Source organism: Herbaspirillum sp. GCM10030257 (genome assembly GCF_042666555.1).
Lineage (GTDB): Bacteria > Pseudomonadota > Gammaproteobacteria > Burkholderiales > Burkholderiaceae_D > Noviherbaspirillum.
The window spans coordinates 180,968-197,044 of record NZ_JBHTDH010000003.1; the positions used below are offsets into that span (position 1 = coordinate 180,968).

Annotated in this window: 11 protein-coding genes and 1 pseudogene; 11 read left to right on the plus strand and 1 reads right to left on the minus strand. The window is 56.8% G+C overall.

Features of this window, described 5'->3' with window-relative positions; all coding sequences use genetic code 11:
- Nucleotides 1-89: 89 nt before the first annotated feature.
- From panC to ACFQUU_RS05540, 3 genes are all read left to right on the plus strand, one after another.
- Nucleotides 90-929, plus strand: a complete 840-nt coding sequence (panC, locus tag ACFQUU_RS05530) for a pantoate--beta-alanine ligase (RefSeq protein WP_382243841.1) — start codon at nt 90-92, stop codon at nt 927-929.
- Nucleotides 930-987: 58 nt separating this feature from the next.
- On the plus strand, nt 988-1,890 hold the full coding sequence (locus ACFQUU_RS05535; protein WP_382243844.1) for a cobalamin-binding protein: 903 nt from the start codon (nt 988-990) through the stop codon (nt 1,888-1,890).
- Nucleotides 1,891-2,293: 403 nt separating this feature from the next.
- Nucleotides 2,294-5,086, plus strand: coding sequence for a hypothetical protein (locus ACFQUU_RS05540; RefSeq protein WP_382243847.1), 2,793 nt, complete (start codon nt 2,294-2,296; stop codon nt 5,084-5,086).
- A gap of 63 nt (nt 5,087-5,149) precedes the next feature.
- On the opposite strand, the gene ACFQUU_RS05545 is transcribed toward ACFQUU_RS05540, so the two are convergent.
- On the minus strand, nt 5,150-5,761 hold the full coding sequence (locus ACFQUU_RS05545) for an AAA family ATPase (protein WP_382243850.1): 612 nt from the start codon (nt 5,759-5,761) through the stop codon (nt 5,150-5,152).
- Nucleotides 5,762-5,919: 158 nt separating this feature from the next.
- Here ACFQUU_RS05545 and ACFQUU_RS05550 point away from each other — a divergent pair, with 158 nt between their 5' ends.
- From ACFQUU_RS05550 to ACFQUU_RS05585, 8 genes and pseudogenes are all read left to right on the plus strand, one after another.
- Nucleotides 5,920-7,278, plus strand: coding sequence for a hypothetical protein (locus ACFQUU_RS05550; RefSeq protein ID WP_382243853.1), 1,359 nt, complete (start codon nt 5,920-5,922; stop codon nt 7,276-7,278).
- Nucleotides 7,271-7,987 (plus strand): hypothetical protein, encoded by a 717-nt coding sequence (locus ACFQUU_RS05555; RefSeq protein ID WP_382243856.1) that lies wholly within the window; start codon nt 7,271-7,273, stop codon nt 7,985-7,987. The genes ACFQUU_RS05550 and ACFQUU_RS05555 overlap by 8 nt, the downstream gene beginning before the upstream one ends.
- Before the next feature lie 14 nt (nt 7,988-8,001).
- A complete protein-coding gene (locus ACFQUU_RS05560) occupies nt 8,002-10,821 on the plus strand; it encodes an ATP-binding protein (RefSeq protein ID WP_382243859.1) in 2,820 nt (939 codons plus the stop codon).
- Between the two features lie 318 nt (nt 10,822-11,139).
- Nucleotides 11,140-11,649, plus strand: coding sequence for a hemerythrin domain-containing protein (locus ACFQUU_RS05565; protein WP_382243862.1), 510 nt, complete (start codon nt 11,140-11,142; stop codon nt 11,647-11,649).
- A gap of 685 nt (nt 11,650-12,334) precedes the next feature.
- Nucleotides 12,335-13,147 (plus strand): annotated as a pseudogene (locus tag ACFQUU_RS05570) (SulP family inorganic anion transporter).
- A 107-nt stretch (nt 13,148-13,254) separates the two neighbouring features.
- The gene (locus ACFQUU_RS05575; RefSeq protein ID WP_382243865.1) at nt 13,255-14,511 is read left to right on the plus strand and encodes an exo-alpha-sialidase; all 1,257 of its coding nucleotides are present in this window, start codon (nt 13,255-13,257) and stop codon (nt 14,509-14,511) included.
- A complete protein-coding gene (locus tag ACFQUU_RS05580; RefSeq protein ID WP_382243868.1) occupies nt 14,508-15,146 on the plus strand; it encodes a hypothetical protein in 639 nt (212 codons plus the stop codon). The genes ACFQUU_RS05575 and ACFQUU_RS05580 overlap by 4 nt, the downstream gene beginning before the upstream one ends.
- A gap of 81 nt (nt 15,147-15,227) precedes the next feature.
- Nucleotides 15,228-16,037, plus strand: coding sequence for a hypothetical protein (locus ACFQUU_RS05585; RefSeq protein ID WP_382243871.1), 810 nt, complete (start codon nt 15,228-15,230; stop codon nt 16,035-16,037).
- Nucleotides 16,038-16,077 lie beyond the last annotated feature (40 nt).

Sequence of the window (16,077 nt, forward strand, 5' to 3'; positions counted from 1 at the left end):
GCAACGACACCCATCATTCTGAACGAGCGCGTTCAGCTCCATTGTTGAAACGCTCAGCGTAAAACCTATTTCCCCTAATTCGGTGAACCATGAAAATCATTTCTTCCATCGATGAATTGCGTGACCAGTTGCGCGGGCAGTTGCGTACTGCCTTTGTGCCCACCATGGGCAACCTGCATGAAGGTCATCTGTCGCTGATGCGCCTCGCACGCAAGCATGGCGATCCGGTTGTCGCATCGATCTTTGTCAACCGCCTTCAGTTCGGGCCGAACGAGGATTTCGACAAATATCCCCGCACTTTCCAGGCCGACGTCGAGAAGCTGGAAAAGGAAGGCGTATATGTGCTTTTTGCGCCGACCGAAAAGGACCTCTATCCGGAGCCGCAGGAATATCGCGTACGTCCGCCGGACGACCTCGGCAACATTCTCGAAGGCGAATTCCGTCCCGGCTTCTTCGTTGGCGTGACGACCGTCGTGCTTAAGTTGTTTTCCTGCGTACAGCCACGCGTTGCCGTATTCGGCAAGAAGGATTACCAGCAATTAATGATTGTGCGCAACATGTGCAAGCAGTTTGCCATGCCGACCGAAATCATTGCGGCCGATACCTATCGCGCGGAAGATGGCTTGGCATTGTCTTCCCGTAACGGCTACCTGTCGACAGAAGAACGCGCTGAAGCGCCTGCGCTGTACCAGCTGCTCAATGAAGTAGCGAATGAGGTACGCGGCGGCCATCTCGATGTATTCGAGCTGGAACGCGAAGCGATGGCAAAACTGGCGGCACGCGGCTGGAAGCCTGATTACATTTCCATCCGTAAGCGCGCTGACCTGCAACCGCCTTCCGCCGGCGATATCGCCAAGGGCGAACCCCTGGTCGTTGTCGCCGCCGCCAAACTCGGGGCGACCCGTCTGATCGACAATCTCGAAATCTGAGAACACGGTGACGCGGCCTCCAAGGCCTTGGCGGTCGACCATGCCAGCGATGTCGACAATGCGAAAATCCATTGTGTATGCATCATCGCTGTTGCTGGCCGCCGCATGCCTTGCATCCGCCGACGCCGCGCACGCGGCCGTGTCCGTGTCCGTGTCCGTCACCGATGATGCCGGACGTGCCGTTACGCTCAACCACCCTGCACGCCGCATCGTTAGCCTTGCACCGCACACCACTGAAATGCTTTTTGCCGCCGGCGCAGGCACGCAGGTCGTCGGCGTTACTGAATTCAGCGACTTTCCGCCAGAAGCGAAGCGCATTGCATCGGTAGGAAATGGGGTCACGCTCGACCTGGAGCGCATCCTGGCACTCAAGCCGGACCTGGTTGTGGGTTGGAACAACGGTAATGCCGCCGCACAGCTTGCGAAACTGGAAGCACTCGGCATAACAGTCTACAAGAGTGAACCCTACGATTTTGCCGCCATCGCCGCCTCGCTTGAAAAGCTGGCACGACTTTCCGGTACCGACGCCATTGGACAAGCCGCCGCCGATCACTTTCGCCAGCGATTAAAAGGCCTTCGGGATAACTATCAACAGCGTCGCAATGTTCGCGTCTTTTACCAAATCTGGCGCACTCCGCTGATGACCCTCAATGGCACACACATGGTGTCGTCAGCCCTGCGTATCTGCGGTGGTGAAAACGTGTTTTCTGGGCTGAAGCAAATAGCGCCCACGGTAAGCATCGAAGCCGTCATCAAGGCGGATCCGGAAGCCATCATTGCCAGCGGCGGCGAACAGGACGACGTTCTCGCCGGCTGGAAGCGCTTCCCCGGCATGACGGCGGTCAAACGCGCCAACCTCATCCTGATCGATGGCGAACTGCTCAACCGCTCCGGCCCCCGCATTCTCGACGGGACCGAAGCATTGTGCAAACGACTCGATGCCGTCAGGGTGAAACGGTAATCGGGCGAATCAGGTCAGCAATAAATTCCGCAATAGGAATACGTACGCAATCAGGCGGTTCGCGTAGTCCATGCAAACCTACAGGCAGGCAATCGCAAGGCGAATTGAGCTGACGCATATTGGTAGCGTCGTCCTCTTGCGCCAGCATACAGCGGAGAAGTCGATCAAGCTTTACGCAAGCTTGTTTGACCAAGATCGATACTCGTGAAACTGTGCAGGCTATGCTGAGCAACGTCGCATATGATGCGCCCTGCCTTACTCCTTTCAGCGCGCCTTTCTAGAGTGACGTGTCTTCAAGGTAACTTTGCCTTTGATCGCCATGCGCCGCCCGCACTACTGATCCCGGCTTGCCATCCTTGCCATACCGGTGATCCGCTCCATTTATAGTTTGCAAGTAATGAACATGCCAGATGACAACACTAAACCCGGAAACACTAGCCATCCACTCCGGAGCCGCATCGATGGCGATCATCGAGTAGCGCACTCGTCCTATGCGCTGCCGGCCGGAACCCGGGTAGAGCAGCTCAATATTGTCGACGTGATCGGCGAAAGTGCGGCGTCTATCGTTTACCTGGTATTTGATCACTCCCTGCACCGCCATATGGCACTGAGAGAGTATTTGCCAAGAGGCATTGCCGCCCGGGATGTCGATCTTTCGCTCAGGCCGAAGTCCAAAGAAGATTACGCGCCATTTCAGGCAGGCTTGCGCGGCTTTATCAACGAGGCGCTGTTGCTAAGCCGCCTGCAATCGCCATCGCTGATCCAGATTCGGCGCTTTTGGGAAGCAAACAATACCGCATACGCAGTCATGCCCTTATACGAAGGTATGACGCTGCAACAGGCATTTGCCGAACGCAGGATTACCATCAACGAAGAATGGATCAGGGCGTTAATCCTGCACTTGCTGAACGCAGTCGACGCCGTCCATCGCGCGCAGTCCTGCCACGGCAACATTTCTCCTGCCAATATTCTGGTTCGGGAAGACGGCCCTCCGCTGCTGATGGAAATCGATGCCGCGCAACTGGTCATTGCTGAAACGCTGGGAAGGGAATCCGGCACACTGGTGCGCGGTTTTGCACCCATCGAACTGTACCCCGAGATGGCGGGCGCACAGCAAGGTGCGTGGACGGACATCTACTCGATCGCCGCCGTTGCCTATTATCTGATTGCCTGCAAGGCACCGCCGCCGGCGATGCAACGCATTGTCAACGATACCTTGCGCCCGGCACGCGAAATCGGCGGAGGCTCCTATAGCGGCGCACTGCTCGCGGCCCTCGACAGTGCTTTGTCTGTACGGCCCGAGCAGCGCATCCAGACGGTCAATGCGATGCGGATGGTATTGAATGCGCAGGGCAAGGGATCGGAATCGCCGGCCAGCCGGGCCACGCACGGGCGCGAAGCCATACGCAGCCATCGCGAGTCCCTGGCAACCCAGACCCAAGTAAGACAAGCCACCGCAACCGCCGCACTCGACCCACATAAAACGCTTAAATCGGAGACCGAAACCGAGCCTGACTGGAGACTTCCTGCCTCTCAGCAAAAAAATACGTTTCCCGCCGCATCCAAATCCCGCAAGTCGGCTCTGATCGCCTCCGGCGTCGTTCTTGTCGCCGGCGTGGCGCTCGGTCTTGCGGTGGGAGGGGGGCACTTATTCGGCAGTGACGACAGCGAAGACAACAATAGCGGCACCACGGTCGCCACAGCCGACCAACGACAAGCCGACACCCCTGTCAGTACGCCGTCCGAGGCACCAGCAGCCGAGATCCCGCCGTTTGGATCCCCGCTTCCCGCTCCTGTGGCTAGCAATGAAACCCCGCCGGCGCCTTCAAGTCAGGCAGCGGAAACCCCCGCTCCCGCCGTCGGCCGCTTTGGTGAATCGCCGGTCATCCCACCCCAGGCTGCCATACCCGCTCCACCGAGGCAGACAACGCCCCCGAAAGCTGCGGTGACACCGGAAAAAGCCGTCCCGGCCGAACCTTCTCAGGAAGAACAGGCGAAGGCGAAGGAAGCTGAGCGTCTTGCTGCCGCGGAACGCGAACAATGGCGAGTGGCAAGCACAATCGATCAGATTACCGCCTATGAAGCCTATCTGAGCCGCTATCCCACCGGTGCCAATCATGTCGCAGCGAGGCAACGGCTTGCCGAACTCCGCCTGCGTGCGAAGTCCCAGACCGAACTGGCTGCTGCGCAACGTTCGCAGTCGAAGGCGCAGGACTCCCCCGCGTCCGACCGCAGCACTTCCAGCAGCACAAGCAGCATCAGCGCAAAGACTGCCGAATCGAAGAGCGCTGCATCCGACGCACAAGCTTTACCTTCGCCTACCCCTGCACCCTCGACAGCGGAATCCAGAACGCGCACGCCGGCTCCGGCGGCAGATACGCAAGTTGCCTCACGGACGGAGCGCAGCACCACTTCATCTGCAACGTCGTCTGCCTCTCAGCCGCCGGTCCCGGGACGACCATCGTCGTCACCATCGACCTCCCCGGCCACCGAGTCTGCCGGCATTCCCGACACTGCAAGCGCTACCGGTCGCAAGACCTATCGCCATGCGGACCAGACCATGACCGGCGATTTCACCGCCGATCCGTCTACCGGACTGGTATCCGGCAAGGGACAGATCGTCTGGAACAACGGCGATCGCTTCGATGGCACGCTGGTCAAGGGTTCCAAGGAAGGAAAAGGACAGTTCGTGTGGAGCAATGGGCAGCGCTATAACGGCGACTGGGCAAGGAACGAACCGAATGGCCGGGGCACTCTGGTATTTGCCAACGGAAACCGATATGAGGGCGATATCCGGAACGGCTTGCCGGACGGGCGCGGTGTGCTGGTGTTTTCAGACGGTTCGCGTTATGAAGGGCAAATCCGGAATGGTGTGCCGAACGGCCGGGGCGTCCAGGTTTTTGCCGACGGCACCCGTTACGAAGGCGATGTCCGCGATGGCCTGCCGCATGGTCAGGGCGTTACGCGTTTTCGCAATGGAGACGTCTATGTAGGCAGTGTGGCCAGAGGCAGAAGCAGCGGTCAGGGACGTCTGACGTGGGCAAATGGCGCCGTCTGGGAAGGCGAATTCCGGGATGGCCAGCGCACCGCTAACGGTCGTCTCCTCGCTGCCAGCGGCGACACATCGGCTTCCGGCGCATCACAGGCGGCAACCAGCGAGTCCGGTGCGGCCGGTGACGAAAATACCCGGCGTTGAACCTCGCGAGGTGACTGGTTCTATCCGTATGACATCCGGTCAAGGCATCAGCAGGTATTCCTGCTACTGCCCCACCCATGCAACCAGTTGCTGCCATTGCTCAAGGTCCCGCTCAACCCGGGATGGCGCCACATCCCACAAGGTCGCGCCGTGGGCTGCCAGTTGCACATAGTTCTGGGTGTCGCGGAGGTAGCCAAGCACCGGCAGACCAAGTCCCTGAACATAGTGGGCCAATTGGTCAGCGGCCCGGGTACGTACGTTGACGCGCATACCGACCACACCTACTTTTTGCTTACCCGCAGGGCCGGAAAGACGCTGCAAGAAGTCCTGCGTCGCCAGGATGTCAAACATTGACGGCTGCAGCGGAACAACGACCTTGTCCGCCAGCCGCATGATTTCGTCCAATCGGCTTCCGGCAAGGCCTGCCGGTGTGTCCAGCACGATATGAGTAGTCCCCTTGGGCGGTCTGGCGACCTGGCCATTCGCGACATCCCAGGGAACGATCCGGGGCAGGCTTCCCGGTCGTAAAGCCAGCCAGGCGCGGGAACTCTGCTGGACATCCACATCACCGAGCATGACCTTCTGCCCCTGCTTGGCAAAAAAACCAGCCAGATTGGTTGCAATCGTACTTTTGCCGACGCCTCCCTTGGGATTGGCGATGACGATGACTGGCATATGATTCCTCCGCTGGTAACGTGTAATACCAATTAAAGCTACCGTAAATTCCATCTGGACAACATTCTTGCAAGCATAGCATGAGGCTTTTTCACACTGTTACAGAGTCTGCGGCCATTTGTTTCTGCCGGGCAGCCGGGGTGCCTTAAAATAACGGGATGCAGAATTTTTCACCGAATGCGGCCACCGTGCCGGATGAGGAGCAGCAGACTTCTCTCAACGCCTACTTCAGGCCGGACATCTCCCCTGACGACATAGAACAGGTCCACCGACTCAGGCGCGCCCAGCCGCTACTGACTGCCTTCACCGCCTTGTTCTATGGCGGCTCGGATGCGGTACTGGTCCGACTTCTGGTCTTGCAGGAACTGGCGTCCGATGCGGCGGCGCCAACCCTGACACGTGCCGATATCAATACCCGGCTGGGTTACCTGGAGCCGGAGAGCCTGGAAACCGTGCTGTACCGCCTGCGCTCGCACCAGCTTCTGTCCTGGGATGCGCCGCAGGGTGTCTACCGGATCACGCCGCTTGCGCGGAACGTGCTCGCGGCCATCGACAGCCTGATGGCGTTGGCCCAGGACGAAGGCGACGGCGATATGGGCTTCCTGCTGTCCCAGGTAGCGGGTTCGCAGGCGGTGGGCGGCGTCACGGTCGAGCAGCTTCAGCACCTGTTGGGTCGCCTGGTCGACCTGACCGAGGAATTTCGCGATGCGATTGCTTCCGGTTCCGAGTTCCGGCTGCGCGCGGCGCAGGAAAAATGGAACACCGCTTGCGACTGGGTGGAAAAGGGTTCGCAGGTCCTCAACGCAATCACCAACGACCCGAACGCGAACGCGGCGACCCATAGGGCGGCGCAGGCAATTGGCCGCGCGCAGAGCGCCCTGCTCAATATGCAAGGGATGTTCTCCCGCGCACTCAACCAGATCGAACGCCAGCGCGTGCATCTGGGCCAGTCCGGTCTGTCGACCACCGACATCAAGACCTGGCTGATGGCGCATGAAGACCTTGCGGGCCTCGCCCGCGACGCGATTGCCTTGCCAGTGACGCCGATGTTTATCACGCCCTCCGAAATGATCGACGTCGCCGAAGCAGAACTGTTCGCCGACAAGAATGCAGCGCCGGTCGCGGAACTGCCTGCAGGCGAAAATGCCACGGTCATGCAAAGCGAAGCCAGCACCACGCCAATCGAACTGGAGTCCTGGCTCAACCGGCTCAGCAGCTTCGCCACGTCGGCCGACGCCTCGACCAAGGTCCATGACACCTTGCTGCCGGCGAACTTTGCCGTCGCCTCGTATCGCGCTTCGCTGCTGCCGCTGCTCGGCGATGAAAGCGAAGCCGCACTGCAGGGCGGCACCGCGACCATGGCGCGACTACCGCTGGAGTTTGCGCCGCAGGACGGCATGATCAAGCTGAAAGATCCGCATGTTGCAGCCATCTCCAACGCGACGCTGACAGCAAAAGCACTCGAACAAGACAAGCAAGAACCACAAGAACTGACACCGGACACCAAGCATGACTGACGATGCACAAATCCTGATCGCGCAACTGATGACGCATCAGACCCTGTCGCGTGAAAACAAGCTGGTCAAGCGTGCGCTGACCGATGAAGTATTTCGCCTTGATATCGATACACGCCTTGCGGCATGCGGCCTCAAGTTTCTCGATAACGTCTACGCAGACAACGTCACGCTGGCGCTAGCCCGCGAGATCGAGCCGAAAATCTTTGGTTCACGCGAAGTCTGGCAGAACAACAACATGGGGCTTGCGCGCGACGGCGTCGCCCTCCTCGTCGTGCTGTGGGCGATGATCATCCTGCCCAAGCGCGAGCGGCAGGAAGCGCACCAGAATGCCTTGGAAAACCAGGAAGACATGTTCGGCAAGGACAAGCCCATGCCGCGTGCGGAAGATGCATCGATGGGGATTTCCTACAAGGCGCTGCTTGCGGATTTTGGCGACAAGCTTGGCAAGAAGACGCGCATGGATATCAACCTCGGTCAGCTCAACAAGCTGGGCTTCATCGAGCGACGCGGCGACATGATCGTCGAAGGTCCGCTGCTCGACCTGATGATGGATACGGATACTCTCAAGGACCGCATCATCAATGGCGCACTGGCCGATATCTTTCATCGTCCGCCGCCGAAAGAAGCCGCCATCATCCACTTCCCGCAGCCTGAACCGCAGGACCGCGATCCGGCATCATCGCCCGCCGCCGCGCACCCCGAACAATAAGTAACAGGATACGCATGTTTCATATCAAATCGCTGGAAATGGTCCATTGGGACTACTGGCAACGCGTCAAGAACATTCCGCTGGATGCAAAGATCATCACCATTGCCGGACAAAACGGCTCGGGCAAGACTACCCTGCTCGATGCATTACGCACACTGTTCGGCCTCGACTGCTCGATGGGGCGTTCTTACAAACACTATGCGCGCCATGCCGGTCAGCAGACATCGTGGCTGCGTGCAGTGGTCGACAATCGCGCAACCGGCCGGCAGCTTTCCAACCGTCCGTTTCGCGCATCGGGCTTCTTCAGCGAAGATGAAGTGACGCTGTTTTGCCAGATCCAGAAAAACGGCGGCGACTGGAAGCGTCAATATCTGATGCGCGCCGGCGCGGTCCAGATCGAGGAAGTCCAGGATGCGACGGACTGGCTGGGCCTGGAAAGCTACCGCAAGCGCCTGGCCAATGCGGGCCTGTCGCCAGCCATGGCAAAAGTGCTGGCGCTGGAGCAAGGCGAAACCGACAAGCTCTGCGAATACGCGCCCCGGCAATTGCTGGACCTGGTATTCCAGGTCTTTGGCGACAAGGAAGTGCTGGATGCCTACGACGAAGCGAAGCGGCATCAGCGTGACACCGAAACCGAACTGCAGCGTTTCGAAGCCGAACTCGAATCGGCGCAGACCAACCAGGAACGACTGCGCCTTCGTGCGGCCAATTATCACCAGTGGGAAGGCCTGAACAAGGAGCAGCGCGACCTGCAGGAAGAAGTGCTGCCGACGCTGCAGTACCACGAGATCCGCGAGAAAGCCAAGGCCACCAGCGTCGTCTTGCGTGAATCGCGGACTACGCTGGCCGCACAGGATGCACAGTTGTCCGAGAAACGCATAGATCTGGCAGAACGCGCCGCCGCGCTGAGCAGCGCGCATCAGCATGAGACCACTTTGGAGGAAGAAAAGTCGGTACTCGAAAAACGCCTCGGCGAAATCAACGGCAAACTCAAACCTCTGGAAAGCCTGCTGGAACAGAAAACCCGTTTGCAGAAGCTGGCAGCCGATGCCGGCGCGGATATCGCCGACGTCGCTGCCGAACTGGAGCAAAAGGAAGCCGAATACATACGGCAACGCCAGTCGCGCGACGACCTGGCCGCACGTATCGCGGCGGAACGCTCCGCGATCGCCGCCCTGGAAAGCAAGGCCGCCCTGCCCGATCCGGAAAACGTGCGCATCATGCGGCGCGCATTGAGCGAAGCCAACATTGCGCACACCATCCTGCCCGATATCGTCGAGGTCACCGATGCGCGCTGGCAAGGCGCGGTGGAAGGCATGCTGCGCGGCTATACCTCGGTCATCCTGCTGGAACATGCACGCGATGCAGCCGCCGCTTTTCGCATCGGCGAAAAGGAAAAGTATGCACATTTCATCGTGGCCGATCGCGTGTCGGCGCCCGAGGTCAAGGATCAGAGCCTGCTGTCGGTAGTCCGCTTTACGGCCAAGGCGCCGGGATGGCTGATCGAGCAACTGGCACGCATTACGCGTGTTGACTCCGCCGAGGCTGGCATGAAGCTGTCGTCGAACGAGGAATGGATAACACCGGAAGCCTACCATCGCGAACGCCGCGGCGGACGCTCGGTCTATGTCGAAGCATCGCGTTATCGCTTCGGCCAAGCCGGTCGCGCCCAGCGTCTCGCAGCGCTGCAACAGTCGCTACCTAAATTCGAAGCGCAGGAAGACCAGTTGACCATACGCATCAGCAAGCTGGCGAGTGAAGTCAGCGCACTGAAAGCCCGTATTGCCGGCGTCGATGCGGCAAAAGAGCTGGTGGCACGTCAGGCCGAATTCGATGAGGCGACGCACAACGCTGCGCCGCTGAAGGCAACCCGTACCGAAGTGGGTTCACGCCTCGGCGAACTCTTCCCGCTTATCAAGAAAGCGACCGAGGAACGCACGCTTGCCGACAGTGCCTGGCAAAACGCCAAGCGCGCGCTTGCCGACAACGAAACCTATGTCAGGCAAGCGCAGAGGCGTACGCAGGAAGACCGCGCCGCTCACGCAAAGGCGCTGTCGGAGATTCGCAAGAACTGGCGTCATCTACCAGCTGCATGGCGACGACCAGCTCGTCGTGCCGAGCTGGTCGAGCTGCACCAAAATGCGCATCAGGTAAACCTGCGTATCGGCCACCTCGCAACCGATCTGGAACGCGATGACTGGGAAACGGATTCCACGGTGGTCGACCAGCATGTGCGTCTGACCGCCTTGCTACAAGGGCGCCAGGCCGAGACCGAAGAACGCCGCTATCAGAACAACCGTGCGATAGAAGCGACCACGAATGCGCGCGGCGCCTACATCGAACGCCTGCGCTACACCATCAAGACTTACAGCCGCAATATCAAGGAGCTGGGCGAGCTTGCCAACATCGAAGTCCACACCGATCCGGTACGTCTTGAAAATGATGATGTGCAACTTGCGCAGGCCGGCTTGCAGGTACGCTTCAAATTCGATGGCAAGGGTCCGATCGGATTGAACGACGGCGAAGCTTCAGGCGGCCAGCAAGTGATGAAGTCGCTGATCCTGTTGATCGGCTTGCTGAAATCCGATGATGGCTCAGGTGGATTTGTCTTCATCGATGAACCGTTTGCCCACCTTGATATCCGTAACATTCAGCTGGTCGGCGAGTTCCTCAAGAATACCGATGCACAATACCTGATGACAACGCCGCTGACGCATAACACGGATGTTTACGATCCCTCCGAACTGACGCTGATTACCAGCAAGAAGAAAAAAGAGTCGCATTGGGCACAGCCAATTTTTGTGTTGCAACGAAGAGCGGAAAAGGCGGCGTAACAATCGCAGCATTCCTTATACCTTCGAACTGGAATGGAAGTATGCCTATGACAAAGGCCGCACGGAAATTACGTTGCGGCCTTTTTATTTCTATGTGAGACAGCGCATTTATTTCGTAAGACAAATTCCGCGCATGTCATCACACCGATAACAGGTCGTCACGCTTATGCAGACTTTCTTTGAATCTCGGTTTTACCAGGAGCAAACGGTGTTGGTGCGATTTTTTGGAAACCGACGACAGCATGATGAAACCTTGTTATCTGTAGGGTGTCTTCTAGACTCTAGATCATTGCCACTTTTGGCACCAAGGAGACACGTATGGATATGGATCCCCATGAGCATCGTAGCAGTGCCGGATTTCCTGTCGATCAACCGCTCGATGCATTGAAGGCAGACCACAGCTTTGTACGGCAACTGTTCGAGCGCTATCTCAGTACGCACGACATGAAGGTAAAGCAGGAAGCGGGGCCGCGCATTCTTGAATTGCTGGACATGCATGCCAACCTGGAAGAAACCGTTTTCTACCCGAAGGTGCATGAGGCCGATCCATCACTGGTGGATCACTGCGAACAGGAGCACCAGGAAGCTCGGCAATTGATGGATCAGCTGAGTGCCATGACTGTAGGCGACGCGCAGTACGATCAACTGATGACCCAGCTGCGCGACTCCGTGATGCACCACGTCGAAAGCGAAGAGCAAAGCCTGTTCCCGAAGGTGCAACAGTCGAATATCGACATGATGGCGCTGGGTGTACAAATGCAGGCTTTCGAGGCAAGCATGGTGAGCTCACAGGCACGCTCTTCGGACCAGAGCACGCGACGGACCTGATCGCCGCATTCGCTAAAAATTAGTAAAGCCGACCTGGCGGTGCATATCGCGCACAATGGCATCTATCGATTTCCATGGTGCGCGATACGCATTTCTGCGCACTATACATGCGAGGGAATCTTAGCTGTATAAATCGTGACTTGATCTGACAGGATGTGTCAGATCGCGAACTTTCGCGTTCGACCCACACCGGAAATTGCCCGTTCCGGAAAGCGCCCATTCGTCTACTCGCTGCGTGAGAGCCAAATGCATTCAGGGAAAGAATGCCGATCTATAAAGGCATTGTCGCGAGCCCTGGACTCAATACGTCTGCACGATAGTCGCCTTGTGAAGCATGCGCCGGGCGCACGTATCTTGACTCAATCTGTGCTGCAATGCAAAATAGAGGGCTATGGTCGTTCCTTTTCCATCACTGAACCAGCTTTCTTGCGAATTTCACATCGCTGAGCGCGCTCGTTTTGTACGGTCATACCTAGAAGCAGCCTCCTACACAGGAGCAGGATTGCCATGCGGTTATTTCTGCTCAGTTACTCCCCCGTAGGACACCATCTCATCGGCAGATGGAACGACGACACCCGTGCGGCGGCGGTCCTTTCACTGTTCTGTTCTATACGCTGCGCACGGCCGTTCACGTAGCGTTCTTGTCATCTTGTACTCGGCGTACTCTAGCCGAGAAAGTATCTCTATGTCTTTATCAAGTATTCGCCAGGACTGGTTTTCCAAAGTCCGCAACGACCTGCTTTCAGCCACGGTCCTGGCAGGCGTTCTGCAAATTATCGCGGAGTGGATAAAACTCGGCCAGTTGATGCGCTTCGTCTCACGCTCGGTCGTGACAGGTTTCGTGAACGCACTAGCCATCCTGATCTTCCTCGCCCAGCTGCCTGAGCTGACGAACGTTACGTGGCACGTATACGCCGTCACAGCCGCAGACCTGGCGATCATCTACGGTTTGCCTTATGTGACGCACGCTGTGCCGTCCCCACTGGTCGCAATCGTGGTGCTTACAGGTGTATCCATTGCAATGGGTCTGGACATACGTACCGTGGGCGGCATGGCTGGCTGCGCAATGATCGGCCAGTCCGTCATCAACGTGAAGTCCGGTGGACCGTGGTCGCCTCTCAACCTTGACCGCAGGTGTCGTGCTGTTAATTCTGGTCGTGTTTTCGGGCGAATGGGTCAGGCAGATCCCGATGGCGGCTCTCGTTGCCGTGATGATCATGGTGTCCATCGGCACATTTAACTGGGACTCGATCAGACACTTACAAGAACACCCGACGAGTTCGAGCATCGTGATGATTGTAAGGTGTATATCGATCTTAGCCACGCGCACTTATGGGATATCACCGCAATCAATGCACTGGACAAGGTCGTGTTTAAGTTTCGTAAATCAGGTACGCTAGTGGAAGTGCATGGCCTAAACGAAGCTAGTGCCACCCTGGTGGACAAATTTGCCGTACATGACAAGCATGATGGGCACGATGTGTTGGTTGGTCACTAGGATATAACGCAGTTCTCAATCGTTTACTTACTCATAAAACTAACGGATACCAGTTGGTGCAGTGCCAGCTTGACATCGTTTAGCACTTAGAAAGAACATGGGGAATCATGTTGCCGAAGAAGCAATCTTATGATCGGATTAACCCGAGCATATTCAGACGTACATTAGCCGGAACCAGGATCAAAACAGGATTACAGCTCCATTTAACTCCGCGTAGATCATCGGAAAATTCTCTCATCAAAATACTAGCCTGTTGTATTGCGTTGCTCGGAGGTTTTGCAGCGGAGGTCGTGCGCTGGTCCAACGACACCACAGAGAACGTAGCATTGGCCATGGTTGACGTTACTGAGCATCGCACCGTCTCGTTGCGTAAGCTTTCAGCCTCTCACATCCCCATGCCACAAGGCGTTCCGTCTGCACATGCAAGCTCATTAACCGCACTTAAAGGTGACGAGATGCTGGCATTTTGGTGGGCCGGCAGCCGGGAGAGCGGCCCGGACGTGAAGGTGTATACCTCGCACTGGAGTGACGGAAAATGGAGTGATGCGCGTGAAGTCGCGAGTCGATCATCTCTCGGGGCTGCCCTGGGTCTTGGTATCCGTCGAATTGGGAACCCGGTAGTCTGGACCGCCCGCGATGGAACAATCAATCTGTTCGTCGTAGCTACTGGTCTAGGCGGTTGGGCAGCATCGCGGGTGGTACATCTGGTCTCATCTGATCATGGTGAAAGTTTTGAGGTAAAGCGGCTGCTCCCAATGTCGCCTTTATTCAACACCAGCGTACTTGTGAGAGCGACCCCGGTCGGGTTGGCTAATGGCGGATGGTGGTTGCCTGCATACTTTGAACTCGGTATCAAGTATCCCATGATCATGGCCTTTGACAATGATGGCGAACCCGAATGGCTGACACGTATTGGAGAGCGCACAACTTCGCTACAGCCGACAGTCTTTCCCGTTTCATCGTTCGAAGCACATGCTTTGATGCGCGATGCCAGTGATGAACGCAAGATCCAACAAGCTTTTAGTCGTGACGGCGGAGAAACTTGGGAGGACCTCCCCCCACTGGATCTTCCCAATCACAGTACCTCGGTAGCCGCACTTCGGCTTACCGAGGGAGGGTATCTACTTTTGCACAATCACGTCACAGAAAGTGGGTCGTCGCGCAATATGCTTCGTTTGTCAATCTCCAAGGACGCGCGATCATGGGAATACCTCTTTGATGTGGCCTGGGGCGAGCCAGGCGAAGAATTTTCCTATCCTACTCTGCAGCAGGTCGGCGACGAATTACATGTGAGCTATACATCCAGGCGTACATCCATTGAGCATCATGTGTACCAAATTACGTTAGGGAAGGAAGCACAATGAATTTGCCCGAGTTGGAGTGGCAGATTATTTATGGGCGGATCGCCTGGAGCGTTGTGCTTACTGCACTGGGAATCGCAATACTGCAGCATTTTGGACGAACATCACGTACTGCGGTGAGCCTACTTTTGGCAAGTGCCATGTTATTCGCCGTTTTGCCGGGTGAGTCGTCCATATCGTTCTGGCTAGGCCTAGCCTTCCAATGGCCGAGCGGACTCTTGTTCGGACTCTGTCTCGTCAAACTGCACTTGACTTTCAGAGGTAGTCTCGAGAAGACAGTCATGCCTGTCACGCTTTCGGTTCCCATCGTACTGGGAGGGGCGTTACTTTACCTCGACGCGATTGGCATTTTGTCTTTAGGTATTTACTATGTCGGGTTCGAACCGGTTTTTGCTCCCCTGCTAGCATTAATGCTAGCTATTGCAAGTTCCGCTGTCGCGGTTATTGGCAAGATGCCATCTTCGGCATTCGCATTGCTTCTGGCAGCGGCGATGTTTATGCTGCTGCGTCTACCTACCGGTAATCTGTGGGATTCGTTGTTGGACCCCCTGCTATGGACATGGTCGCTCGTGTCGCTCTGTGCAACAGGTTTACAATGGCGGCGCCAGTATCCGGTGGGACATCCTAAGCGGGAGTGATGCATAAACTTGGTTCGAGGATGCATATCCAACAATGTCCAGAACTTGCATATTTTGTTTTCTATAATAAGGAATAGGTCTGTGGGAAATCGTAATTCGTTTATGCATCCGGCGATCGTTACAGCAGTCGGAATTAATGTCGTTGTGCTTGCATTAGCGTTGGCTTGGTCAGATGCTGACTCGCCTCGCATGTGGCGCCTGCTCGGCGAAGACGGGTTGGTGGAATGGATGCAGTTCCTTTGTTTTACGGTCCTGGCTGCGATGTTAGGTTTCATTGCCGTGGACCGTGCAACCAAGCAGTCGTGGGTGAGCTTGGAGGTAATTGCCATTGCAGGTTTAAGCGCTCTCGTGGCGCTGGCAGCGCTCGAGGAGATCAGTTGGTTCCAGCGGGTCCTGGGGGTCGATTCTCCCGAGTTCTTCCGGCAGAATAATCGTCAATACGAAACGAATCTCCACAACTTGGCACTGGGAAGTGCCAGCTTGCATAAGACGATTCTCGTTAAGCTAATTTTCATTGTGGGCATTACCCATAACCTTATACTGCCTTTGATCGCGCGTACGAGGCCTGGTGTCAAGCGATGGGTAGAGTCATTTGGGCTTTATCTTCCACCGTTGTCGGCGGCAATCGCGTATCTTTTACTTGTCTTGTTGTCGCACGTACTAATCGACCATCCACGCAAAGGCGAACTGGGAGAGATGTTTGGCGCCGTGCATTATCTGACCACCGTATTCACGGCTTATCTTATTGGCGTGGGATTTGGCAAACCGGCAGTGATAGAGAATCCGGCAGACAGCCGTCGGGTTTCGACGTTGTTCGCGATGTTGCTGGTATTTCTCTTCTTCGTGTCTTGGTTGCTTGGCTCAACTTACAATCCAGCGGCAGCTTCGTGATATTAACTAGGGAATTTCAAGGAGCATTTGGCGAACAATA

Excerpts from the sequence above, each read along its gene's own strand:
- panC (WP_382243841.1), top strand. The coding sequence starts at position 90 with ATGAAAATCATTTCTTCCATCGATGAATTGCGTGACCAGTTGCGCGGG.
- ACFQUU_RS05535 (WP_382243844.1), top strand. The coding sequence starts at position 988 with ATGCGAAAATCCATTGTGTATGCATCATCGCTGTTGCTGGCCGCCGCA.
- ACFQUU_RS05540 (WP_382243847.1), top strand. The coding sequence starts at position 2,294 with ATGCCAGATGACAACACTAAACCCGGAAACACTAGCCATCCACTCCGG.
- ACFQUU_RS05545 (WP_382243850.1), bottom strand. The coding sequence starts at position 5,761 with ATGCCAGTCATCGTCATCGCCAATCCCAAGGGAGGCGTCGGCAAAAGT.
- ACFQUU_RS05550 (WP_382243853.1), top strand. The coding sequence starts at position 5,920 with ATGCAGAATTTTTCACCGAATGCGGCCACCGTGCCGGATGAGGAGCAG.
- ACFQUU_RS05555 (WP_382243856.1), top strand. The coding sequence starts at position 7,271 with ATGACTGACGATGCACAAATCCTGATCGCGCAACTGATGACGCATCAG.
- ACFQUU_RS05560 (WP_382243859.1), top strand. The coding sequence starts at position 8,002 with ATGTTTCATATCAAATCGCTGGAAATGGTCCATTGGGACTACTGGCAA.
- ACFQUU_RS05565 (WP_382243862.1), top strand. The coding sequence starts at position 11,140 with ATGGATATGGATCCCCATGAGCATCGTAGCAGTGCCGGATTTCCTGTC.
- ACFQUU_RS05575 (WP_382243865.1), top strand. The coding sequence starts at position 13,255 with ATGTTGCCGAAGAAGCAATCTTATGATCGGATTAACCCGAGCATATTC.
- ACFQUU_RS05580 (WP_382243868.1), top strand. The coding sequence starts at position 14,508 with ATGAATTTGCCCGAGTTGGAGTGGCAGATTATTTATGGGCGGATCGCC.